Below are 23,882 nucleotides of genomic sequence, written 5' to 3' on the forward strand. Positions count from 1 at the left end.
ACCCATACATCATTTTTTTGATGTAGCTCTTGAAGATAAAAACTATTTAATTTTCAAGGAACAGTTATTAACTTAAAACTTATTATACGAGGAGGGTGTATCATGAAAAAAATATGCTTTGTATTAATTGTCGACGCTGGTATAAATTATGGTTCAATATTCTCGCTACCATTTTTAAGGAATCAGGATGATTTGAAGGAATATTTTTCTAAGTATTATGATGTTTCAATTAATTATATTAGGGATAAAAACTCAGTTGACTATTTGGTAGTTCCCAAACCGTGTCCACCTTTTGATAATGAAAATAATCTTCCAATAATTGAAGTACCAGCAATCTTATTTATGGAAAAGGATTTTGAAAAAATAAAGACTTGTATAGACAATTATTTTTCTAATAACTCATAAAGAAAATATAGGAAATGAAAAGCATTTAACATTTGGTAAAGGTGCTCACTTTTGCTTAGGGCACCACTTGCACGTTTAGAAGCTGAGATTGCATTAAGAACTTTCATAAATGCCTTTGAAAAAATAGAGTTATCTCCATCGTTCAATTTAGAAAAATGTCTATTGGAAAATGAACAAACGTTAAATTACTTACCTATTCTTTTGAAAACTAGGTAAATCGCTCAGCAAGGTGCAAATTTACTGTACCTTGTTTTTTTATTTCTCAATTGTAAAATTTTAGTTGGTTATTTAGTATGGAAGTGTGTGAATAAGAGTAGAGGAGGATGCTTATGTTAACGTGTAATGGAAGTAAGACGTTCCAAACATTTATTAAAGCTGTAACGGATTTAATAAATAGTAATTTGTTAGAAGATCAAATTGTTTGTGGGATTGAAAAATTACTAGAAGAACTTTTAGAAAAGAAAACATGGCTTCCGTTAGAAAAGCAGAAGGCGAATTCGGCTCAATATGCACGACACTTATTATATGAAGATCCTTTAAATCGTTTTGAAGTATTAGCTCTTGTATGGAAAGATGGACAATCGACTCCTTTGCATGATCATGATGGCACATGGGGAGTAGAAGGCGTATTTACAGGAAGAATAATGGTGCAGAACTTTATAAAAACGAAGCAACTTGAAAATTCACTTGTTTATTTAACTCATACAGGAAGTCTTTATTTGGGAGAAGGAGAAACAGATAAAGTCATTCCACCAGCTGATTGTCATATCCTTGAAATAGCCAAAAATGAAAGCGTTGTAACTATTCACGTTTACGGAAAACGTTTAGAAAAGTTTAAAGTATATATCCCAACTAAAGAAAAGAATGTATACACGTGTGAGACAAAATATATTTGTTATAATTCATAGTTTAAAATCCAAAGCTCTTGCTTTGGATTTTATTTATAATTATTTCTTGACCTGAAACGCTTTTCATAAATTATAAATAAGGAGTACTTTACGAGATCAGTATGAAAACGATACCTTTCATTTAATTTGAGCTCGTGTATATATAGAAAGTGGTGAAGAAATAATGAAATTAATCGCAATTGATTTAGATGGAACTCTTCTTTCGGGGAACAAAATGATTAGTAACGAGAATGCAGAAGCAATTCGAAAATGTCAGGAAGCTGGCCATGTTGTAGCAATTTGTACAGGACGTTCTATTGTCGATATTGAACGATTGTTGTTAGAAGTTAATTTGAAGTGTCCAATTATTGCCGAAAATGGTGCGCTTATATATAATGATAAAAAAATGATGAAGAGATATCCAATTCAAAATATGCAGGCACTCGAGATTGTGAATTATCTTGAAGAAAATGGATTGTATTATCAGCTTTATACTAATAAAGGTGTGTACGTACCGGAATATGGAGTAGAGAGTGTACGTAATGAAATCGATTATGTGAAAAATTCAAATGAAAATATCGATTTGAAAGAGTTGGAAACGATCGCAGCATTATACCTTGAACATACAGCATTTCTTAGTGCAGAAAGTTGTAAACCAATTGTAGAAACAGATATACATGTTCATAAGCTTTTACCATTTTCTTATGACATGGAAAAATTAAAAAAGTTAAAAGAAACGTTTCTGCATAATACGGATTTAGCAATTACATCTTCCTATTGGCATAATTTAGAGATTAATCATCGAGACGCTCAAAAAGGAAATGGACTATATACTTTAGCGGAACATTTAAATATTCCAGTTGAAAATACTGTAGCGATAGGTGATGGGCTAAACGATGTATCCATGATGGAAAAAGCAAACCTATCAATTGCAATGGGGAACGCAGTCGAAGAAATAAAAGCGATGTGTCAATATGAAACTTTGACTAATGAAGAACATGGTGTTGCACATGCTTTATATAAATATGTAATGTAATATAAAAAGAAAAAAAGAATCTAAATAGATTCTTTTTTTCTTTTTATTAGGGGTAAGGTATTCTATGAGATTCATAGAAGCCTTATTACATTTTATTATATAGAATATATTGGAATAAATGTTTATATTTTTCATAGTAATTGTGAAAAATTTATGAACTTTACATTTAATCCATTTTTATAATACAACTAATGCGTATGAATTCATGACAAAACTTAACAAATGTAAGGACCTAAGGAGAGTTTGTGCAACATAAAAGATCATGATTGGCACAGCTAATAATTAATCGGAGATGAAAAAACTTACTAATTAGAGTTTCAATTTTGCACGGATATATTTTTTGTTTTTAATTGAAAAATAAAATTTGTTCGAATAATTATTCTTCAGCTATATACCTACAGGCACATTCTTCGTATAATGGAGAAGTATGAATTTAAAATTTGTATGAATTTTACATATTGAGGTGAAAAAGGAATGAATGCGCGGCTAATGGAACTTATTGATGTGAGTACAATAGAAACCATGGCAGAACAATTTTATCAATTAACCAACATATCACATCAACTTCTTGATGCTGAAAAAGAATGTATATTTTCATTTGGAATAAATGAAAAGAAAATATGTAAACTTCCCAAAATTGAAATCCCCATTTTTTTATACAATCAATATTTAGGATCTTTTGTTGTATGGTCTCAGAAAAGCGAAATTTTCAATTGCCAAAAATACTTTGAAATGCTTTCAAATTTAATTATAGATGGAGTAATGAAAGGATTTCAAAATAAAAATACAACGTTACTTACTCGAAAAGAGGAGGAACTACATACAATCTTACAAAACATGCCTGTTATGGTTGATGCACTTGATTATAATGGAGATTTTGTTTTGTGGAATCGCGAATGTGAAATTGTGACAGGCTATACTGCGGAAGAGGTAATTGGAAATCCAAACGCACTTCGATTACTGTATCCGGATCATGATTATCGTCACGAGATACAAAAGAAATTTTTGACTCGTGGAAAGAACTTTAGAGACTGGGAAATGCGTTTAACTTGTAAAAATGGTGAAATTAAAACGATAATGTGGTCCAATATATCAGAACAGTTTCCTGTAAGTGGATTTAGTTATTGGGCTGTTGGTGTGGATATTACACATTTAAAAGCAATAGAAGAGAAATTAAAACAACAAACGTCTGAATTAGAATTAATTTTTCAGGCTTTACCAGATTTATGTTTCTTAACGGAAGATGATGGAACAATTATTGATTATAAAGCAGGATCCCCTACAAAATTTTACGTACCCGCAGAAGCTTTTATGGGAAAAAAGTTTTACGAAGTATTACCATCTACAGTAGCAAAAAAATTTCAAGAAGCAATTTGTCAAGTGAAAGAAAAAGGGACAAATGTAATTGTGGAATATCCACTTACAATTAATGAAAGTATCGATTTCTTCGAAGCTAGATGTTTACCGTTATTGCATGATAAAATTATGATTATTGTACGTGATATTACAGAGCGAAAAAAGACAGAAGAATTGCTAAATAAATCAGATACACTTGCAGCAATTGGTCAATTAGCAGCTGGTGTTGCTCATGAAGTTAGGAATCCATTAACAGTCATTAAAGGCTTTATACAGCTATTTCAAATTAATAAAGAAGATCAAGAAAAATATTTTGATCTAATGCTTTCTGAAATTGAAAGAATAGAAGCGATTCTTCAAGAATTTTTGTCGATTGCTAAAACAGATGAACTAAGCACGGAAAAGAAAAATCTTTATCAAATATTTAAAAATGTCGTTTCGTTAATAAATACAAAAGCAATTATGACAAATATTCAAGTTGAATTATATACAGATTCTAAAGATATAATCATTGAATGCTCAGAAAATCAACTGAAACAAGTATTTATTAACATTTTGCAAAATTCAATCGAAGCTATGCCAGATGGTGGGAGAATTTCAATTCACATAAAAGAAATAGGCAAAGATGGTATCATTATTAGTGTAATTGATAAAGGAATAGGAATACCTGAAGAACGAATTAAAAGATTAGGTGAACCTTTTTATAGTACGAAAGAAAAAGGTACCGGTATTGGATTGATGTTAAGTTATAAAATTATTGAAAGTCATCAAGGGAATATAAGTATTATGAGTGAGGTTGGCGTCGGAACAACAGTAACGATTTATTTGCCAAAATTTCAGAGTAAAAAGCCTTTATCAAATTATGATGATAGATTTGAATCGATACGTCCAATTATTAACTCTTAAATTATTAAATACCCAATAACCAAAAGCTAAGCTTTTGGTTATTGGGTATTTTTGTATTTAATTTAGAAAACTTTACCTTTTCTTTAGATTTGCTTTAATTTCTATTAAGTTTTTATCAATATATTAGTATTTGTGCAAAGTAATGTATAGAAAATGTGCATTACTTTTAATATATAGATTCAATTATTAATAGAAATACAGTAAGGAGGAGATTATGACAAGGTGAAAAAACAAGAGAAAAAAAGCGGTAGAGCAGTACCGATGCGGTTAAACATTTTATTCTTATGTGTATTTATATTGTTTTCTGCCATGATTATACAATTAGGTAAAGTACAAATTATCGATGGTGAGACGTATAAAAATGAAGTGGAGAAGAGAGAAAATGCAACCGTAAGCCTTTCTGTGCCGCGAGGAAAAATATTTGACCGAGAAGGGAATCCAGTAGTTGATAATAAGTCTTTACGTACAATTACATATACAAAGATGAAAGGTGTAAAATCAGAAGAAATATTAAAAACAGCAAGACAACTTGCAGACATAATTGAAATACCACAAGAAGATATAGACAAGCTAACTGAGACGGATAAGAAAGATTTTTGGATGCAATTAAATCCGAAACTAACTGAAAAATTAGTATCTAAAAAAGAAATAAATAAGTTCAGAGATAAAGATATTACCGGAAAAAATTTAGATAAAAAAATTGAAGAGTTAAAAAGAAAACGAGTTACAGATAAAAATCTTCAGGATTTAACAGATAAAGATATAAAAGTGTTAGCTATTAAAAGTAAAATGACTTCTGGTTATCAAATGGCTCCACAAATTATTAAAAAAGACGTTAGTGAAAAGGAATTTACTATAATTAGTGAAGGTTTAGCAAATCTCCCAGGTGTAGACGTGTCGGTTGATTGGGAGAGAGTGTATGTGAATGATGGATTATTCCGATCCGTTCTTGGAAATGTTTCTAATTCTGATGAAGGATTACCAAGTGAACGATTAGATTATTACTTAGTACGTGATTATAGCCGAAATGATAGGGTTGGAAAAAGTTATATCGAGCAGCAATATGAAGATGTACTTCATGGTACAAAAAAAGAAGTAAGAAGCGTTGCAGATAAACAAGGTACTACAATTAGAACGGAAACAATTTCGGAGGGAAAGAGCGGTAAGAACTTAACTTTAACAATAGATATGGAATTACAGAAAAAAGTAGAAGAAAGTATAGAAAAAATATTAAAAGCATATAAAGGATCAGAATCCATGTTGGACCGTGCTTTCGTTGTAATGATGAATCCGAAAAACGGACAAGTATTATCAATGGCTGGGAAAAGACTTGTAGAAAAAGACGGGAAAACAGAAATTGAAGACTATGCATTAGGTACAATGACTAGTTCATATGAGCTGGGATCAACAGTTAAAGGTGCCACCGTTTTAACTGGATTTGAAACGAAAGCTATAACACCAGGTACTTATTTTTATGATACACCTATGAAGTTTAAAGGTACTAGGGAGAAGAAATCTTGGAAAGAGTTTGGAAACATTGATGATTTAAGAGCGTTACAAGTCTCTTCAAACGTTTATATGTTTCATACAGCATTAAAAATTGCAGGTGTGGATTATGTGAAAAATAGTTCATTAAATATTAAACAGGAATACTTTAATAAAATGAGGTACTATTTCAGACAATTCGGATTAGGTGTTCCAACGGGTATCGATTTACCGAATGAAACAGCTGGACAAATTGGTAAAAAAGATAATCAACCTGGGTTTTTATTAGACTACTCAATTGGCCAGTATGACACATATACACCACTCCAGCTCGTACAGTATATTTCAACAATCTCAAACGGTGGATATCGAATGAAGCCACAAATTGTTCAAGAGGTAAGAGAGCAAACGTCGCAAAAAGATGAGATTGGTAAAGTGGTACATGCAGTAGAGCCAATCGTTCTAAATAAAATAGATATGAAAGAGGAATATATAAATCAAGTAAAAGAAGGATTTAGAAGGGTATTCCAAGAAGGTGATGGAACAGGAGTAAGGGCGTTCCAAAAAGCCTCTTATAAACCAGCAGGTAAAACAGGGACAGCACAGACAGTTTACGGTGGAGAAAGTGATATCGGAAGAAATGAAAAGGGTGAAAGAAGAAAATGTTATAACTTAACGTTAGCAGGGTATGCGCCATATGATAATCCAGAAGTAGCATTCTCTGTAGTTGTGCCGTGGGTTATGAATGATAAATCTGGTATTAACTCTGATATTGGAAAAGAAGTTTTAGATGCTTATTTTGAATTGAAAAACAAGAGATTGACTGGAGAAAATTCACAAATAGATAGCTCTCAAGAAGGTTAAAACATATGAAATAATATAGAAACTAGAGTCATTTAATTTAGGGATAGATTCAAAATGGGTGATAGAAAGGTAAAATCATTCTATCAATTGTTCACGTTTTATAAAATAAATCATATATTGATAGCATAGGACAAGCTGAAAAGCTTATTCTAACCTCACAGAACACTCCTTATCACGGTTTGGCATCTACTTATGTAGATGCTTTTTTTAATTAAATAACTGATAATTATTTATCAATCTAAAGTAGCAAGTATATTAGGACTATTAGGGGAAGGATGACGGTAATCATTACAGTATGATTATTAAGAGCGTTGAAATGTAAGGAGTGAGAAAGAAGTGCTAAATATTTTAATGATTAATTTTCCAGCAGAGGGACATGTAAATCCTACATTAAGTTTAGTCAAATCCTTTACTGAACGGGGGGATCACGTACACTATATTACAACAGAACACTTTAAAGGCAGAATTGAAGATTTGGGAGCTACTGTATATACCCATCCAGATTTATTAAAGGATATTTCTATTGATACTGAAACTTCATATGGACTGAACTCTTTCTTTCATGTACATGTTCAAACTTCTTTATATATATTAGAAATTACGAAACAATTATGTGACAGCATACATTTTGATTTCGTAATGTATGATATATTTGGTGCTGGAGAGTTAGTAAAGGAGTATTTACAAATTCCAGGCATAGTTTCTTCTCCTATATTTTTAATTCCTACTGAATTTTTGGAGACTTTACCTTTTCATCCTAATGCAGAAATACCATTCCAACCTGATGAAATTTCTGAACAGTTACTATATCAAATGGAACATGAATTTGGAGTAAAGCCTAAAAACAATCTTCAATTTATGCATAACAAGGGAGATATTACTCTTGTGTACACAAGTCGTTACTTCCAACCTAATAGCGATTTGTTTGGAGAAAATAACATTTTTATTGGACCAAGTATTTCAAAGCGTAAAACAAATGTAGAGTTTCCACTTGAATTGCTTAAAGGTAAGAAAGTTATTTATATTTCAATGGGGACGCTGCTTGAAGGACTTGAATCATTCTTTAATATGTGTATTGATACTTTCTCAGATTTTAAAGGGGTAGTTGTAATGGCAATTGGTGATAGAAATGACCGTTCTAAAATTAAGGAAGCGCCAAACAATTTTATAATTACTTCATACGTACCTCAATCAGAAATATTAAATGAAGCAGATGTTTTTATTACACATGGCGGCATGAACAGTGTACACGACGCTATTTATTTTAATGTCCCATTTGTCATCATTCCACACGATAAAGACCAGCCAATGATAGCACAAAGATTAACTGAGCTTGAAGCAGCGCATCGGTTATTGAAAGAGAATGTTAATGTGCAAACGTTAAAAGAAGCGGTAACCGATGTTCTTTCAAATGAAAAGTATAAGCATGGAATACGAAAACTGAAAGATAGTTTTTTAGATTGTGGTGGTTCGAATGAAGCAATCACAGTGATTACATCTCTTTTAAATAAATAGTGTGTGTAATATAAAAGCATAGAGGCGGCACCTTTATGCTTTTATATGATTATCCCGCAAACTGCACAGCAGTATTTGCATGTAAAAAAGCGGTATCAAAAACAGGAACAGTAAGGTCGTTTTGGGAAATGAGCAACGGTATTTCGGTGCAACCTAGCAGTATACCTTCTGCGCCATTTTGAATTAATGATTTTGTAATTTGTAATAGTTTTTCTTTGGATGTTTCTGAAATAATTCCTTTACTTAATTCATTTAAAATAACATGATGGATAAAATTTCTTTCCTCTTCATTTGGAATGATTGTCTCAATGTTATAGTGTGCTAGACGTGATTTATAGAAGTCTTGTTCCATCGTTTGTTTCGTACCCAATAATCCGATACGCTTTATATTCTGTTCTACCATTTCTTTAGCACTTACATCACCGATGTGAAGAAGTGGAATGGATATTGCATTTTCTACTTCTTCAGCAAATAAATGGACAGTATTAGAACACATTAATAAACATTCAGCTCCAGATTTTTCAACCTTTTTTGCAACTGTGACTAATGCATTTTTCACTTCTTCATATTGATGATTTTGTAATAAAGTAGTTACTTCACCAAAGTCCATGCTATATAAAACAAGCTTTGCATTTTGATCATATTGAGAGAGTGTAAGTGTATTAATATGTTTATAATATAATGATGTAGATTCCCAACTTAGTCCGCCAATTAAACCGATTACTTTCATCGTACATTCCTCCCGTAACTATGTTAAATGTATTATTCCATAATTCCGATAAGAATACAATGATTTAAATGTACTGTTGAACAAAAAATAAAAATAATTAGAAAAGTATTGAAATTTATACTTCTTAATGCCATAATACGAATTACAAATTAATACTTATCCAGAGAGGTGGAGGGAACGGCCCTATGAAACCTCAGCAACCCCTATGTAAATGTATAGGAAGGTGCTAATTCCGCAGAGGACACGATGTGTTTTTTGAAAGATAAGAGGATTCTTGAACGTGAAAGAAAATGACCTCTTATGTAAGAGGTCATTTTTTGTTGTATAGAAAGGGGGTGTCGATGCATAATTCATTTTCAAAATAAATATAGAGTAATAAAAGTTGACTCATATGAGAGGAGAATTGTAATGAACAAATTATCAACAAAGTTAGTAGTAGCAATCGGAATTGGAGCAGCATTGTACGGGATATTAGGACTTTGGGGCTTTTCTATTGCACCAAATACATTTATTAAACCTGCGTTAGCTATTTTAACCATTTTTGGAGCGTTATTTGGCCCAGTGGCAGGACTGTTAATAGGACTTATCGGTCATACCGTAACAGACACAATCGCTGGCTGGGGTATTTGGTGGGGCTGGGTTTTTAGTTCCGGCATTATCGGCTTTGCAATGGGACTCATTCAAAAAAGAGTCGGATTTAGTGTGAAAAACGGGACGTATAATAAAGGCGATATTTCTTATTTAGCTATTACTGGGTTAATTGGTATCGTCATTGCTATTATATTTGCGGGTGCATTCGATATTATTGTCATGGGAGAACCGTTTGACAAAATTGTAATACAAGTATTAGGTGCAACAATTGCTGATGTTATCGTATTTTTAGTTCTTGGATTGCCAATTACAATAGGCCTAGCTAAATCGAATAAGAAACATACACAATTAAAAATTGAAAAGTAGGGATGTTAACATGCAACCAATTATTTCTTTTGAACAATTCAGCTTTCAATATAAGCATGCGGCGCAGCCTACTGTTAAAAACGTTACATTTCATATATATCCCGGGGAAAAAGTGCTAATTGCTGGACGAAGTGGTTCAGGAAAATCAACGTTAGCTCATTGTATCAATGGGCTAATCCCGTTTTCTTATGAAGGGACTAGTACTGGTAATATTTTAATTGCTGGAAAAGACCCGAGGAAAAAGAGTGTTTTTGAATTAAGTAAACATGTAGGCACAATTTTGCAAGATCAAGATGCACAATTTATTGGTCTTACAGTAGAAGAAGATGTAGCCTTTTATTTAGAAAATGAATGTGTAAATCAGGATGAAATGAAAAAGATTGTCTCGGAGTCATTAAAAAAGGTAGGGATGCATACTTTTCATAAACAAAGTCCTCATGAATTATCAGGAGGGCAAAAACAAACTGTTTCTTTAGCGGGTTTGTTAACAACAAATGCTCCTATATTATTGTTCGATGAACCGTTAGCAAATTTAGATCCAGCTAGCAGCTTACATACAATTGAACTTATTAAAAATATACATAAGCAATATAATAAAACAATTGTAATTATTGAACATCGAATAGAAGAAATGTTAAATCTGGATTTAGATAAGATCATTTTAATTGATGAAGGGGAAATTGTTGCGATAGGGACACCAGATGAGATTTTAGCGTCAAATATATTACCCTCAATCGGATTAAGAGAACCTATGTACATAGAAGGATTAAAGAGATTGCAATTTGATAGTAATAATGACGTAATATACCCACTTGAAAATCTTCAAAGGGAAAATGTTAGTGGAGTAATAAATGAGTGGATGGAGAAGCAAACTTTTTGTAAAGATACTCCTACAAAAAAAGAATTATTGAAAGTAGAGGATTTGTCATTCTCATATCCTAATAAACAAAAAGTATTAGACAATATAAATTTCTCTCTATATAAAGGGGAAATAGTAGCACTTCTAGGCCATAATGGAGCTGGAAAATCAACATTAGCTCATAGTCTTATAGGGATAAATAAAACAAAAAATGATAGGATTTTAATTGATGGAGTAAATATCAATTCTTGGTCTATTCGTAAACGCGGTGAAGTTATATCTTATGTGATGCAAAATCCAAATCATATGATTACACAAGCTACTGTAATGGAAGAGATTTCATTTTCATTACAATTAAAAAAATTTTCGAAGGAAGAAATTAAGCTTAGAGCAGAGGAAACATTAAAAATTTGTGGCTTGTTTCCATTTCGAAATTGGCCAATTCAGGCATTAAGTTATGGGCAAAAAAAGAGATTAACGATTGCATCTGTACTAACAACAAATCCAAAACTTATCATATTAGATGAACCGACAGCGGGACAAGATTATTATCATTATAAACAATTTATGACGTTTATTAGAAAACTAGCTGCAAAGGGAATGTCTTTTATTTTCATCACACACGATATGAATCTCGCATTAGAATATGCGGACAGAGCAATAGTTCTACATGAAGGGGAAATTATTGCGAATCATACCGCGTCTACTGTATTAGGGCATCCAGAAACATTAAAAAGAGCGAACTTAAAGGAGAGTTCTTTATTTAAACTCGTTAAATTTAGTGGTATTGCAAATCCTGAAAGATTTATGGAACTTTATTTTGATGTTATTAGGAGGGAGGAAGGTGTATAGTACATATTTTCATCGCATGGACGGAGCAGTGAAATTGTTATTATTTATTTTTTGTATGACACTTACTTTTTTATTTTTTGATTTTCGCGTATTGTTATTTTTATTTTTCATTGGGTGTATCGGACTTGTAGTTGCTAAAATTCCATTTCGTAAAATTTTTATTGTTTTTACTGTTATATTTACATTTAGTTTATTAAATTCTGTCATGATCTTATTTATTACACCAACCCATGGATCTGAATTAATTGGATCGTATACTTCATTTATGTATATTGGATATGCAACAATTACATACGAAACATTATTTTATGCAGCTACACTTTCGTTAAAGTATTTTACGTTATTACCATTTACACTTATTTTTATTTATACGACTGATCCAAGCAAATTTGTGAGTAGCATAAGTAAATTTCGAATTCATTATAAAATTACTTATGCGATAAATATTGCATTACGTTATATACCTGATATTCAGTCCGAATATAAAGTTATTAAACATGCCCAAGAGGCGAGAGGAGTAGCTTTTGAAAAAGGAGAAGCAAGTTTATGGATTCGCATGCAAAACCGTGTCTTAATTTTCTGGCCTTTAATTATTCATTCTTTAGAGAGAATCGATACAGTTTCAAACGCAATGGATTTAAGAGGGTTTGGAAAGAAGGATACACGTACGTGGTTCTATACAAATAAAGCGAAAAGCCAGGATTTCATTGCTTTATTTGTAGGTGTTTTTATTTTAATTGCTGCAGTATATGTAAAGTTACATGTATTTCAAAATTTTTGGTATCCATTTTAAAGCACTCTCAAATGAGTGCTTTTACTTATTTTTATATAGACATGCTCAAAAAAGGGATATTTACATAATGTATAATACGAACCAGTTAAAATGATCAACTACCTATTAGTTTTCAAACCAAAAGGAGGAGAAAATATGAGTTACGGTGGTTCTTGTGGTTTTGGTGGAGGTTTCGCTTTATTAGTTGTGTTATTTATTTTATTAATTATCGTTGGATGCAGCTGCTGGGGCGGAGGTTACTAATTTTTAATTAGTCTCCACAAATGTAAAACTAAAAAACATAGAAGATACTTATGTATCGAAACAAATAAAAAAGGAGCATAATTGCTCCTTTTTTATTTATTGTTAGATGCGTTTGTATTACATTTCGGAAATGTAATTGTCAAAGTAGTACCTTTATTTATAACGCTTCGGATTTTCAAATTACCTTGCATCGTTTCAATGATCTTAACAGCAACCATTGTACCTAAACCTGTACCTTTCGTTTTTGTACTAAAATACGGTTCGCCAAATCGATTTATTTGCTCTTGTGACATACCAATTCCGCTATCTTCAATTCGTATGATAACTTTATTATTACTAATAGAAGAGGAGATATTTAAAGTACCGCCATTAGGCATTGCTTCAATACCATTTTTTAATAAGTTTAAAAAACATTGCTGAAAGTGCTGTTTATTACCAACTATTGTTGCCGTAGAGAAATCTTTTGTAATATGGATCGTATTCATATTACATAAAGGTAAGATCATATTAATAACTCGATTTAATTCTTGTTCTACTGAAATCTCATCTAATTTTTCTGAAGCAGGTTTGGCAAACGTTAAATAATCATCAATAATTCCTTGGGCGTGATGTAATTCTTCCAGTATATGCTTAATATACTCGTCTCTTGATTCTGGAGTTAAATTTGGTGTTTTTAAAAGTTGTGTAAATCCTTTTACAACAGTTAAGGGATTTCTTACTTCGTGCGATATACTAGCAGCGAGTTGGCTAACAATCTCCATTTTTTCCATTTTAATTAACTTCGATCGCATGCATACTGCATCTTTTAAAACTTCATTAAAATAAACTACAAACAACATTAAAACGGTTGGTAATATTATGAAATAAATGATGTACAAATTATTCACTTCAAAATCTGATAAAGTTAATACAATTACAGTTGTAAATATTGCTAAGAAAAATGTTAAAAACATTGCATAAGCTACTTTAATTTTTCTATTATACGTATTAAATTTTGCGGATGCGAATGCTGTAATGATAAACATTGTTCCATACACTACTATTGTTAACATACTAAATCCATAAAATGAAAATCTTGTAATTAATAAAATAGCAAACAATGTTATACCGACAGGGAAGCCACCATAAAGCGTACCTACTATAACCGGTATTTGTCTTAAATCATGAATACAATTTTCATCCATATAGATAGGATAGCGCATACATAAAATAAGAGGGATACTTGTACAAAGTATAATAAGTAGTTTTTTATATTTCTTCACATAGCGCCCGCTATCATATATAAAATAAAAAATAAATATACTACTTAAAATGTATAAAAGATTATTTAACACGTGTTGATTGATATACACAAAGTTCATAATATTTGCCTCGTTATTTTTAATTTCCTTTTCATATATATTATCATGATAATAGTATAAACTATATATTTGTTTGAATAATATAGATTTATATCTTTTTAGTATTTTACACGTTTACCCACTCTTCATAAAATTCTTCAACTGATGCATATCGTTCGGTTCGGTTTTCATTTACAGCGCGATACGCTATTTCATATAAATCCCTACTTGCTTCCCATTTTGTAAAGGAGCGATCTTTTCCACCACCTAAAATCGCGAAAGCCATTGCCCCCATATTAAATACATTTGTTCTCGAATCAATTATAGCGTTTAGCTCGAATTCTTCAGGAGACATAAAACGTGAGGAACCCCATAATCTTCCCATTTTATTTACGTATGGTTTTTTAGAATATAAATCAATATCACAAATTTTTGTTTCATTTGTATTAAAATTATACATAATACTACCATCATAAAAATCTATCGCTACATAGTTTTTCTTTTCGACATATGTATGGAAAGAAAAAATGGAATTTAAGGATTGAACTCGTTTTCTAACAGGTAAATGTTTAAATTTATAAAATGGAGAGTTTGGATTTTTATATTTTTCAGGAGGCGGGAAACTCCAGTGCGAATGAAGACATTCACCATCAAACCAATCGAAAATTAATACATATCCAGATTGAACTGGAAAGTGTTCAATTAGTTTTATAAGCGAGTTGTGTTTTAATTCTCCGTATAGGAAAACTGAATTTTTCAAACGTTCAATAGCGTCGTTTATTGTTCCTTCGTATGCAATTGTTTGTGCTCCTGCGTATTTAATGAATTTCTTATGCCCATTTTTTTCTACACCAAAGCTTATATTACCTGAATCTTGTTGGTCAAAAACCGCAAATACGGTTCCTAATTTCAATAGCCAATCAAAATTATGATGTTCTTTTAACTGGAATGTAACTTGATTCAACTGAATTTCAACTGGAATATCTTTCATATTATACCTCGCATTTATTATAATTAAGTTATATATTTCAGTATTCGACACATTTTGTAAAAATCCTATGTGAATCACATGAAATTTATATAAATATAATAATAAATAATTATAAAAAGGTGGATAAAATGGAACAACAAATCGTTATTAAACCATATGAAAAAGAGTGGCACGAAGAGTATTTAATAGAAAAAGAGAAATTTATTTCTTTATTCGGGGAAGATTGTATTGCTATTGAACATATAGGGAGCACATCTGTACAAGGGTTAGGAACGAAACCTTTAATTGATATGATGATTGGCGTAACAGATTTGCAAATTATCAAAAAGTGGATTGAAGATTTGTTAAAAATTGGATATAAGTATATTCCAAAAGAAACACCTAATTGGCGTTTTTTTAGAAAGGGAAAATGGAGAGCGGGTACTCATCATTTACATGTCTATATTTATAATAGTGACGAATGGAAAAACAATCTTTTATTTCGAGACTTTCTAATAAAGCATGAATGGGCACGTAAAGAATATAGAGAACTAAAAGAGAGACTTGCAGCTACATATCCTTTTGATCGTGTTTCTTATACAAATGTAAAAGCACCATTTATTCAAAAGATATTAGAATTAGCTAAAACTCAAAAGAATTAACATTACAGATTTTTATCTGAAAAAATTTAAAAAATCCCTTCCTACGTTATTTATAGGGAGGGATTTTTTCTTTTGTCATAACGATATACATCTAATTATTGGAGACAGATTAGTTTATTTATTTCGATATTTCTAGTACATTGAAAATATTAAGGGGGAATGAAGCAATGAAAGCAATTGTACATCAATATAAAAAAGGGGTAGAGGGGTTAGAATATAAATTTTTATCTGAAACAAATCCTAATGCCGGTGAAGTAAAAGTAAAGTTAAAAGCAGCAGGATTAAATCATAGGGATTTATTTATTATAAACAATAGAAAAGAAATGGATCTACCGTTAGTAATAGGGTCAGATGGTGCAGGTATTGTTACAGAAATAGGAGAAGGTGTTTCAGCTGATTTATTACAAGCCGAGGTTATTATTAATCCTAGTATTGGATGGGAGAATATTGCCGAAGTACCAGAATTACCAGAGGTGTTAGGGGGACCAAAAGATGGAACGTTTGCTGAATATGTAATAGTGCCCGCTGAAAATGTAGTAGGAAAACCGTCATATCTTACTTGGGAAGAGTCTGGCGTTTTGGCTTTATCGGCACTGACTGCATATAGAGCGCTTTTTACAAAGGGTAGATTGAAGTGTGGAGAACATGTTTTAATTCCGGGGATAGGCGGCGGTGTAGCGACATTTGCCATGTTATTTGCGAAAGCAATTGGCGCAAAAGTAAGTGTTACTTCAAGGGTAGAGAACAAAAGAAAGTTTGCCGAAACATATGGCGTAGATTTTTCTTTTAATAGTTCCGGAAATTGGGAAGAGAGTTTATGCGGAGAAAAAGTAGATTTAATAATCGATAGTATAGGTCCAGCAACATTCTTAAAATACTTTGATGTATTAAAACCAAATGGGAGAATTGTTAATTTTGGTGCAAGCTCCGGAGATAAAATTGAATTACCTTTACGAGCGTTATTTTATAATCAAATCGATATTATGGGGACATCTATGGGTAGCAGTGAAGAATTTAATGAAATGATTAAGTTTATAGAGAAATATAAGATCAAACCAATTATGGATAAAGTTTATTCGTTGGAAGAAGCGATTCAAGCGTTAAGACGTATGGAGCAGGGAGAACAGTTCGGTAATATCGCTCTACGTATGGAATAAAAATATGATTTAATAACCTATGTTTTTATATGTATATGTTATGTAATATATACACTTTTAGTTAGTGGGTTATATGATTTTAAAGGTTTTTCCATCATATATATTTTTAATGCGTGTAAATAGTTACATAATTGTCAAATGAAAAATAGTAACATGAATAAAGTGAAAATCTAAATGTGTGTAAATGTTGTATACTGTGTAAATCAAGTAAACTTGTATCTTAATTTCAAGTGAAATAAGAAATTATAAGGAGAGAGTAATGTGAATTACGCAGTATTTCAATGGATAAACAATTTAGCAGGTACATCTGTACTCTTAGATAAGGTAATGATTGCTATTACAAATAGTGCTGCATATGTGGCTATTCTATTCATGCTTATCTTATGGTTTCATAACGGAAAGAAAGAGAATGCGATAAGAAAACAATATACAGTGTTGTATACGACACTTTCAGTAATAATTGCATTGCTAGTAAATGTTTTTATTCATTTAGTATACTATCATCCACGTCCTTTTGTATCATATGATGTGAATCAATTAGTACCCCACGCAGAAAACTCATCCTTTGTTAGTGATCATTCTGTACTTGTATTATCGATTGCATTCATGTTTATTCTTAGAGGAGAAAAGTTAAGATATATCGCACTTTTGTGGGCAGTATTAGTTTGTATATCACGTTTGTATGTAGGTGTTCATTTTCCTTTAGATGTAATGGGTGCGGCTGTCATAACGATTTTAACAAGCTGTTTATTATTGCAGAAAAAACGTATTTTTGAACCAATAGCAAAACTTGTTTTCAAAATGTATGCATTCGTAGCGAAACGAATTCGTTTTTTAGAGAAATATAACCATGTAGCTTAAATTTCATAACTAGCCTTTTATAGCTTAGGAAAAAATCCCCCTTTGGAAATTCAGAGGAGGATTTTTTGTTGTATACAAGTGAATAGATTACTTGCAATAACAATTTGAGTTTTATGCAGAAAAAGAATGAATATTCTTAAATTTCACGTACTGTATTTTAAGTATTTAAATAAACTGACAATAACTATAACTAGTTTCACATTGTTTTAAAGGAATTCATACGAAAACTTCGAAACATATAGTATTGAAAGTAAAAATTACATATTTTGAAGCACATCCTTGCATGTATCAATAAAAAGAAAGGAGCGAAATATGCATAAACTTCAAACGAATAAAGGCGCGCGGTATTTTATGATTGCTTTTATTGTTTTGTTTCTTATTATGCTTTTGCGTTTTTTCTATATTCAAGCAGTAGGAGTCGTGCATAATGTGAATGTAAAGGATTTAGCAAATGAACAACATAATAAAAATGGTGTTTTGGAAGCGAATCGTGGCACGATTTATGATCAAACTGGAAAAGTGCTCGTTCAAGATTCAACAACGTATCGTGTTGTTGTGAATTTGAAAGGTAATGGCAAATTGAAAAATAAAGATGAAACCGCAGCGCAGTTAGCTGATGCGCTTGAAATTGATAAAGAGGACGTATTAAAAAATTTCCATGAGGGGCGTACGCAAGTTGAAATCGGAAAAGTTGGCCGGAATTTGTCTAGGGAAAAGAAAGAACAAATAAAAAAATTGAAAATCCCAGGTGTTTCTTTTATGCCTGAGAAAGCAAGAGTGTATCCAAATGAAGATTTTGCATCTTATATACTTGGTTTTGCTAGACCAGACGATAAAGGAAATACAGAAGGGAAATTTGGGCTTGAAAAAAGTTTGGATAAATATTTGCGCTCGACAAATGGGAATATAGAGTATGTGGGAGGACGAGGAGGTATCCCGCTTACAAATGATATAGGAAAAATAGAACCTGCTAAACATGGAAATAACGTATATCTTACGCTTGATAAACAAATTAATAGTTTTTTAGAAGAAGCGATGAACAAGGCGCAAGATCACTATGATCCTTCTATGTTATTAGGTATCATAGCGGATCCAAAGACGGGGAAAGTGTTAGCCATGTCTAGTAAACCTAGTTTTAACCCTAATAAAGGGGATATTGAATACTTTTTAAATGATCCAATCGCCAATGCATATGAACCAGGTTCAACAATGAAAGTATTTACGTTAGCTGCAGCAATTAATGAAGGGGTATATAACGGGAAAGAATATTTTCAATCCGGCAAGTATTCAGTAGGTTCAGCGGATATAAAAGATCATAATGGTGGATTTGGATGGGGATCTATTACATTTGATGAAGGTTTTGAAAGGTCATCAAACGTAGCTTTTTCTATTTTAGAAGATCAGTTATTAAAACCAAATAAATTTAAGCAATATATGAATAAATTTGGTTTTAACCAAAAAACGGGAATAGATTTACCTGGTGAAAGTAAAAATACTTTACTATTAAATACACAAATTCAACAAGTAACAACTTCTTTCGGACAAGGTTCTACAGTAACTCCAATTCAATTAATCCAAGCTGCTACGGCTATAGCAAATGACGGGAAAATGATGCAACCATATATCGTTGACAAAGTTGTAAATCCAACAAATAAGCAAGTTATTATGGAAAATCAACCGAAAGAAATTGGGAATCCGATAAAAAAAGAGACAGCGGACAAGGTAAGAGACTTAATGGAACGTGTTATTACGTCTTCAAAAGGTACTGGTACAATGTATAAAGTGGATGGTTACCCAATAGGAGGTAAGACAGGAACAGCTCAAATTCCGAATCCTGAAAATGGACGATATATGGAAGGGAAAGAAAATTATATTTTTTCATTTTTAGGTATGGCTCCAATTGATGACCCAGAGTTAATTGTATACTTAGCTATTAAGCAGCCAAAGTTAAAGGGAGATGAATATGGAGCTCAGCCACTCGCTGAAATATTTAAACCAGTTGTGAAAAATAGCCTTGAATATTTAAAGGTGAAACCATATACAGAACAACAAATGGCCGATGCAACGAAAAAATCCCAATTAAAAGTGCAAAACTATGTGAATCAATCAATAGATACGGTAGAGAATAAGGTGAAAAAAGAGAAACTCCAGCCGATAATTTTAGGAGAAGGAAAAATAAAAAAACAATATCCGCAGTCTGGTGAAGTAATGAGTGAAGGTGATCGTATATTTTTATTAGGAAACAACGGAACAATGCCCAATTTACAAGGGTGGTCCATGCGTGATGTTATGTATTTCTCTAAGCTATTAAAATTAGATTTAAAAACTACAGGTACGGGCTATGTAACGAGTCAAAGTATTGAAAAGGGACAAGATATACAAGAAGGCGATGCATTAGAACTGAACTTAGAACCACCTTTACAACCGTTAGTAGAGGCGAATACAAATTAATTCGGACAAAGTGAAGGGTCTATATACAATAGGCTCTTTATTTTATAGGTTTAAGTAATTTCACGCACCGTAATTTTTAGAAAAAATAATAAATAAAAGAATTAACAGAAGTTATTAAATTTCTGATTATTTTTTATTTACAGTTAAATATTTCTGTGATAATATGGAAAAAATCAAATGCAGTGAAGAGAAGAGTAAATAAAATGAATTTTTCACAGAGAGCTCCATTTAGCTGAAAAGGAGTAAAAATTCTTTATTGAACCAAGCCTCTGAGCAGCGCATCGGAACCTATAATTAGGGGGTGGTGTGACGGGAGCTCCCGTTATAGAGCTATGGTATAAGCATGAATTAGAATGCAGTACCAGATAAGGTTAATATGGTGACATATTAACAAACTAGGGTGGCACCGCGATGATAAATCTCGTCCCTAAGACTAAAAGTCTTGGGGGTGGGATTTTTTTATTGGTTTAAAACACTTTGGAAAGCGGGGGCCTAAAATGAAAAACGTACTTAAAGATTGGAAATATCCTTTATTACTACTGTCCGGGGTTGGTATTGCAAATTTAGGGGCATGGATTTACTTAATAGCACTGAATGTACTTGTCTATCATATGGGTGGCTCAGCCTTAGCTGTTGCTACTTTATATGTAATTAAACCATTAGCTACTCTATTTACAAACGCTTGGTCAGGAAGTATGATTGATCGCTTAAATAAACGGAAATTAATGATTCACCTCGATATATATCGCGCGGTATGTATCGCTATTTTACCATTACTTCCATCACTTTGGATCGTTTATATATTTGTATTCTTTATTAGTATGGCAAATGCAATTTATGAGCCAACTGCGATGACGTATATGACGAAATTAATACCAGTTGAACAAAGACAACGTTTCAACTCATTGCGTAGTTTAATAGGGTCTGGTGCCTCTGTAATTGGTCCATCGATAGCGGGAGCATTGTTAATAGCAAGTACATCAGAGTTTGCTATATATATGAATGCTATAGCATTTCTTTTATCAGGAGTAATTACATTGCTGCTACCTAATCTTGATAAAAAAACTGATATTCATACATCAAATGACAGGTTGTCTTTAGCTGTACTAAAAAAAGATTGGACCATCGTTTTAAATTTCAGTAAAAAATCTTTGTATATCGTTTTCGTGTACTTCTTATTTCAAGGGATGATGGTGTTAGCTGCCGCAAATGATTCACTTGAATTGTCATTTGCGAAAGAAGTTTTATTGTTAACAGATAGTGAATATGGTTTTTTAGTTAGTATTGCTGGAGCTGGATTTATTTTAGGAGCAATTACAAATACAATTTTATCAAAAAAACTAATACCTTCATTGTTAATTGGGATAGGATCATTATTCATTGCAATCGGTTATATAATTTATGCTTTTTCAAATGAGTTTTTAATAGCTGCTATCGGATTTTTTATTTTATCTTTCTCTATGGCATATGCAAATACAGGGTTTAATACCTTTTATCAAAATAATGTCCCTGTCCATATAATGGGACGGATTGGGAGCATATATGGATTATTTATTGCAGGTATCACCATTTTAATTACGATTTTGTTTGGAGTTGCCACTCAATTTATTTCTATACAACTTGTGGTTATTGTAGGTTCTTTAGTAATGTTATTGATTACTATCATCTTGTGTGTGTTTACTTTATTGCCATCACATTCTAAAGTGCATTCTTCTGAGTCAATACATTCGAAATAATTCTCTTAGTTTTGATTTGAATCTTACGATGTTCAATAGGAGGGTTATCCCTCCTATATATGGAAATATAAAAAAGGAGAACAAAATTGATAAACGAGGGTGATTTTTGTAATGGAAACAAAAAATCAAATAGATAACATTGTAAAAGAAACATATCGTCATATAGATTTCTCTGGGGTAATTTTAGTGAAAGAAAAAAAGGGCATAGTTTATGAAGAAGCGTTTGGTTATGCAAATCGAAATGAGTGTATAAACAATACGCTACAAACTAGGTTTGGAATTGCCTCCGGCTGTAAAATATTCACAGCAATTGGCATTTGTCAACTTGTTGAAAGAGGTGTAATTACTTTTCATACAAAGTTAAAAGATTGTTTAAGTATTAAATTTTCAAATTTCAATGAAGATATTACAATACATCACCTTCTGACACATAGTTCGGGTATCCCGGATTATTTTGATGAAAGTATTTTGGATAACTTTGAGGATCTTTGGAAAGAAACTCCTATGTATCTATTAAAAAATTTAAAAGACTTTTTACCATTATTTCAAAACAGAGATATGATGTTTGCGCCTGGAAGTAAGTTTCACTACAACAATGCTGGTTTTATCATACTCGGGTTAATAATCGAAGAACAGACAGGACTTAAATTTACGGAGTATATAGAAACAAATATATTTAAACTAATTGGTATGAATGATTCTGGCTATTTTTCTTTAGATAGATTACCAAAGCAGACAGCTCTCGGATATATAAAAGATGAAATTAGCCAGACATGGAGAACAAATGCTTACTCTATTCCGATAAAAGGTGGTTCTGATGGTGGAGCTTTTATTACTGCGCCAGACATGATGAAGTTTTGGGAAGCGTTATTTAACTATGAAATCATAAGCCAAGAATATACAAAAATACTTTTAACTCCTCACATCCAAGTAAATAGTTATCAATCTTACGGCTATGGAATATGGATTGAAATAAGAGAAAACAAGATATTCAAATATCATGTAATGGGATATGATCCAGGCGTCAGTTTTCGCTCGGCCGTATATCCAGACTTAGGGATTACATTAGTTATTCCGTCAAATAAAGGAGCAGGACCCGAAAAATTAATGATAGAAATAGAAGGAGGTTTTTAATTATATGGATATAGAAATTAGAGCGTATAGAAAAGAGGATGAAACCGGTTGGGTACGTTGCCGTGTGTTATCTTTTTTAGATACAGCTTATTACGATAATGTATTTAGAGAAAAGGAAAGATATGAACATCCGGCTATTGAACTAGTAGCTGTATATGAAAATCAAATTGTAGGTTTAATAGATATTGAATATGAATTAGAAGAACGTACAGTTTGTTCAAGAGGAACTGGTCTTGGCGGCATGATTTGGCATATTGCAGTTCATCCGGATTTCCGTAGAATGAAAATTGGTAATCAGCTATTAAAGGAAGCGGAGAAGTTAGCGAATGAACGTAACCTAAATCGCCTAGAAGCATGGACTAGGGACAATCTATGGGTACATGGATGGTATGAAAAGAACGGATTTGTAAACGTAGATTCATATTTACATGTATATTCCAATCATACAGATGAGATAAAAGGTGTAATGAAAAGTAATATAGATCAGTTATATCCAATTCAAACATTTGCTCATTATACAGGTGAAAATAAAGAAGACATAAGAAAACAATTTAAACGAGTGCATGATTGTTTTTGTTTTGAAAAGTATTTTAACTAACAATTCATACGTGTTAAAGTATACATTTATTTTGAATAAAGATGATAAAAGACGTACGAGTCAAAAGTACGTCTTTTTACTTTTA

At 31.8% G+C, this 23,882-nt stretch carries 20 protein-coding genes, 1 pseudogene, 1 riboswitch and 1 other annotated feature; of the genes and pseudogenes, 18 read left to right on the top strand and 3 right to left on the bottom strand.

Annotation, left to right across the window (positions count from 1 at the left end; translation table 11 throughout):
* Window positions 1–102: 102 nt before the first annotated feature.
* From MR070_RS08715 to MR070_RS08745, 7 genes and pseudogenes are all read left to right on the top strand, one after another.
* A complete protein-coding gene (locus tag MR070_RS08715; RefSeq protein WP_000717612.1) occupies window positions 103–405 on the top strand; it encodes a hypothetical protein in 303 nt (100 codons plus the stop codon).
* Window positions 406–412: 7 nt separating this feature from the next.
* Window positions 413–621 (top strand): annotated as a pseudogene (locus MR070_RS08720) (cytochrome P450); the annotation flags it as partial.
* A 113-nt stretch (window positions 622–734) separates the two neighbouring features.
* Window positions 735–1,313: a cysteine dioxygenase family protein gene (locus MR070_RS08725; protein WP_139895400.1), complete on the top strand. Its 579-nt coding sequence runs from the start codon at window positions 735–737 to the stop codon at window positions 1,311–1,313.
* Window positions 1,314–1,476: 163 nt separating this feature from the next.
* Complete coding sequence (locus MR070_RS08730; protein WP_242261072.1) at window positions 1,477–2,328, top strand: Cof-type HAD-IIB family hydrolase; 852 nt, start codon at window positions 1,477–1,479, stop codon at window positions 2,326–2,328.
* Window positions 2,329–2,802: 474 nt separating this feature from the next.
* Window positions 2,803–4,590 carry a PAS domain-containing sensor histidine kinase gene (locus MR070_RS08735; protein ID WP_242261073.1) on the top strand — a complete coding sequence of 596 codons (1,788 nt, stop codon included), beginning with the start codon at window positions 2,803–2,805 and terminating at the stop codon, window positions 4,588–4,590.
* Window positions 4,591–4,812: 222 nt separating this feature from the next.
* On the top strand, window positions 4,813–6,939 hold the full coding sequence (locus MR070_RS08740) for a peptidoglycan D,D-transpeptidase FtsI family protein (protein WP_242261074.1): 2,127 nt from the start codon (window positions 4,813–4,815) through the stop codon (window positions 6,937–6,939).
* A 336-nt stretch (window positions 6,940–7,275) separates the two neighbouring features.
* Window positions 7,276–8,454: a macrolide family glycosyltransferase gene (locus MR070_RS08745; protein ID WP_242261075.1), complete on the top strand. Its 1,179-nt coding sequence runs from the start codon at window positions 7,276–7,278 to the stop codon at window positions 8,452–8,454.
* A gap of 49 nt (window positions 8,455–8,503) precedes the next feature.
* Here MR070_RS08745 and MR070_RS08750 read toward each other — a convergent pair whose 3' ends face one another.
* Window positions 8,504–9,184 carry an aspartate/glutamate racemase family protein gene (locus MR070_RS08750; protein WP_242261076.1) on the bottom strand — a complete coding sequence of 227 codons (681 nt, stop codon included), beginning with the start codon at window positions 9,182–9,184 and terminating at the stop codon, window positions 8,504–8,506.
* Between the two features lie 153 nt (window positions 9,185–9,337).
* A riboswitch (SAM riboswitch) is annotated at window positions 9,338–9,453 on the top strand.
* A 139-nt stretch (window positions 9,454–9,592) separates the two neighbouring features.
* On the opposite strand from MR070_RS08750, the gene MR070_RS08755 reads away from it, so the two are divergent.
* The 4 genes from MR070_RS08755 (at window position 9,593) to MR070_RS08770 (ending at window position 12,888) form a co-directional block, all read left to right on the top strand.
* On the top strand, window positions 9,593–10,141 hold the full coding sequence (locus tag MR070_RS08755) for an ECF-type riboflavin transporter substrate-binding protein (RefSeq protein WP_242261077.1): 549 nt from the start codon (window positions 9,593–9,595) through the stop codon (window positions 10,139–10,141).
* Between the two features lie 10 nt (window positions 10,142–10,151).
* Window positions 10,152–11,852: an ABC transporter ATP-binding protein gene (locus tag MR070_RS08760; protein ID WP_242261078.1), complete on the top strand. Its 1,701-nt coding sequence runs from the start codon at window positions 10,152–10,154 to the stop codon at window positions 11,850–11,852.
* Window positions 11,845–12,645, top strand: a complete 801-nt coding sequence (locus MR070_RS08765) for an energy-coupling factor transporter transmembrane component T family protein (protein ID WP_242261079.1) — start codon at window positions 11,845–11,847, stop codon at window positions 12,643–12,645. Before MR070_RS08760 ends, MR070_RS08765 begins: the two co-directional genes overlap by 8 nt.
* A 135-nt stretch (window positions 12,646–12,780) precedes the next feature.
* Complete coding sequence (locus MR070_RS08770; RefSeq protein ID WP_000120182.1) at window positions 12,781–12,888, top strand: YjcZ family sporulation protein; 108 nt, start codon at window positions 12,781–12,783, stop codon at window positions 12,886–12,888.
* A 92-nt stretch (window positions 12,889–12,980) separates the two neighbouring features.
* Here MR070_RS08770 and MR070_RS08775 read toward each other — a convergent pair whose 3' ends face one another.
* On the bottom strand, window positions 12,981–14,249 hold the full coding sequence (locus tag MR070_RS08775) for a sensor histidine kinase (protein WP_001012267.1): 1,269 nt from the start codon (window positions 14,247–14,249) through the stop codon (window positions 12,981–12,983).
* A gap of 106 nt (window positions 14,250–14,355) precedes the next feature.
* The gene (locus MR070_RS08780) at window positions 14,356–15,219 is read right to left on the bottom strand and encodes a protein kinase family protein (RefSeq protein WP_242261080.1); all 864 of its coding nucleotides are present in this window, start codon (window positions 15,217–15,219) and stop codon (window positions 14,356–14,358) included.
* 128 nt (window positions 15,220–15,347) lie between these two features.
* Between MR070_RS08780 and MR070_RS08785 the strand changes: the two genes are divergently transcribed.
* The 7 genes from MR070_RS08785 (at window position 15,348) to MR070_RS08815 (ending at window position 23,797) form a co-directional block, all read left to right on the top strand.
* On the top strand, window positions 15,348–15,860 hold the full coding sequence (locus tag MR070_RS08785; protein WP_242261081.1) for a GrpB family protein: 513 nt from the start codon (window positions 15,348–15,350) through the stop codon (window positions 15,858–15,860).
* Between the two features lie 167 nt (window positions 15,861–16,027).
* The gene (locus tag MR070_RS08790; RefSeq protein ID WP_242261082.1) at window positions 16,028–17,017 is read left to right on the top strand and encodes a zinc-binding dehydrogenase; all 990 of its coding nucleotides are present in this window, start codon (window positions 16,028–16,030) and stop codon (window positions 17,015–17,017) included.
* Between the two features lie 261 nt (window positions 17,018–17,278).
* Window positions 17,279–17,878, top strand: a complete 600-nt coding sequence (locus tag MR070_RS08795) for an undecaprenyl-diphosphatase (protein ID WP_001104979.1) — start codon at window positions 17,279–17,281, stop codon at window positions 17,876–17,878.
* Window positions 17,879–18,190: 312 nt separating this feature from the next.
* Window positions 18,191–20,329, top strand: a complete 2,139-nt coding sequence (locus tag MR070_RS08800; RefSeq protein ID WP_242261083.1) for a penicillin-binding protein — start codon at window positions 18,191–18,193, stop codon at window positions 20,327–20,329.
* A gap of 173 nt (window positions 20,330–20,502) precedes the next feature.
* Window positions 20,503–20,761: a binding site (T-box leader), on the top strand.
* 65 nt (window positions 20,762–20,826) lie between these two features.
* A complete protein-coding gene (locus tag MR070_RS08805; RefSeq protein ID WP_242261084.1) occupies window positions 20,827–22,065 on the top strand; it encodes an MFS transporter in 1,239 nt (412 codons plus the stop codon).
* A 111-nt stretch (window positions 22,066–22,176) separates the two neighbouring features.
* A complete protein-coding gene (locus MR070_RS08810; RefSeq protein ID WP_242261085.1) occupies window positions 22,177–23,199 on the top strand; it encodes a serine hydrolase domain-containing protein in 1,023 nt (340 codons plus the stop codon).
* A 4-nt stretch (window positions 23,200–23,203) separates the two neighbouring features.
* A complete protein-coding gene (locus tag MR070_RS08815; RefSeq protein ID WP_242261086.1) occupies window positions 23,204–23,797 on the top strand; it encodes a GNAT family N-acetyltransferase in 594 nt (197 codons plus the stop codon).
* The last annotated feature ends 85 nt before the right edge of the window (window positions 23,798–23,882 follow it).

It is taken from the genome of Bacillus cereus group sp. BfR-BA-01453, assembly GCF_022662915.1.
Classification (GTDB): domain Bacteria; phylum Bacillota; class Bacilli; order Bacillales; family Bacillaceae_G; genus Bacillus_A; species Bacillus_A paranthracis.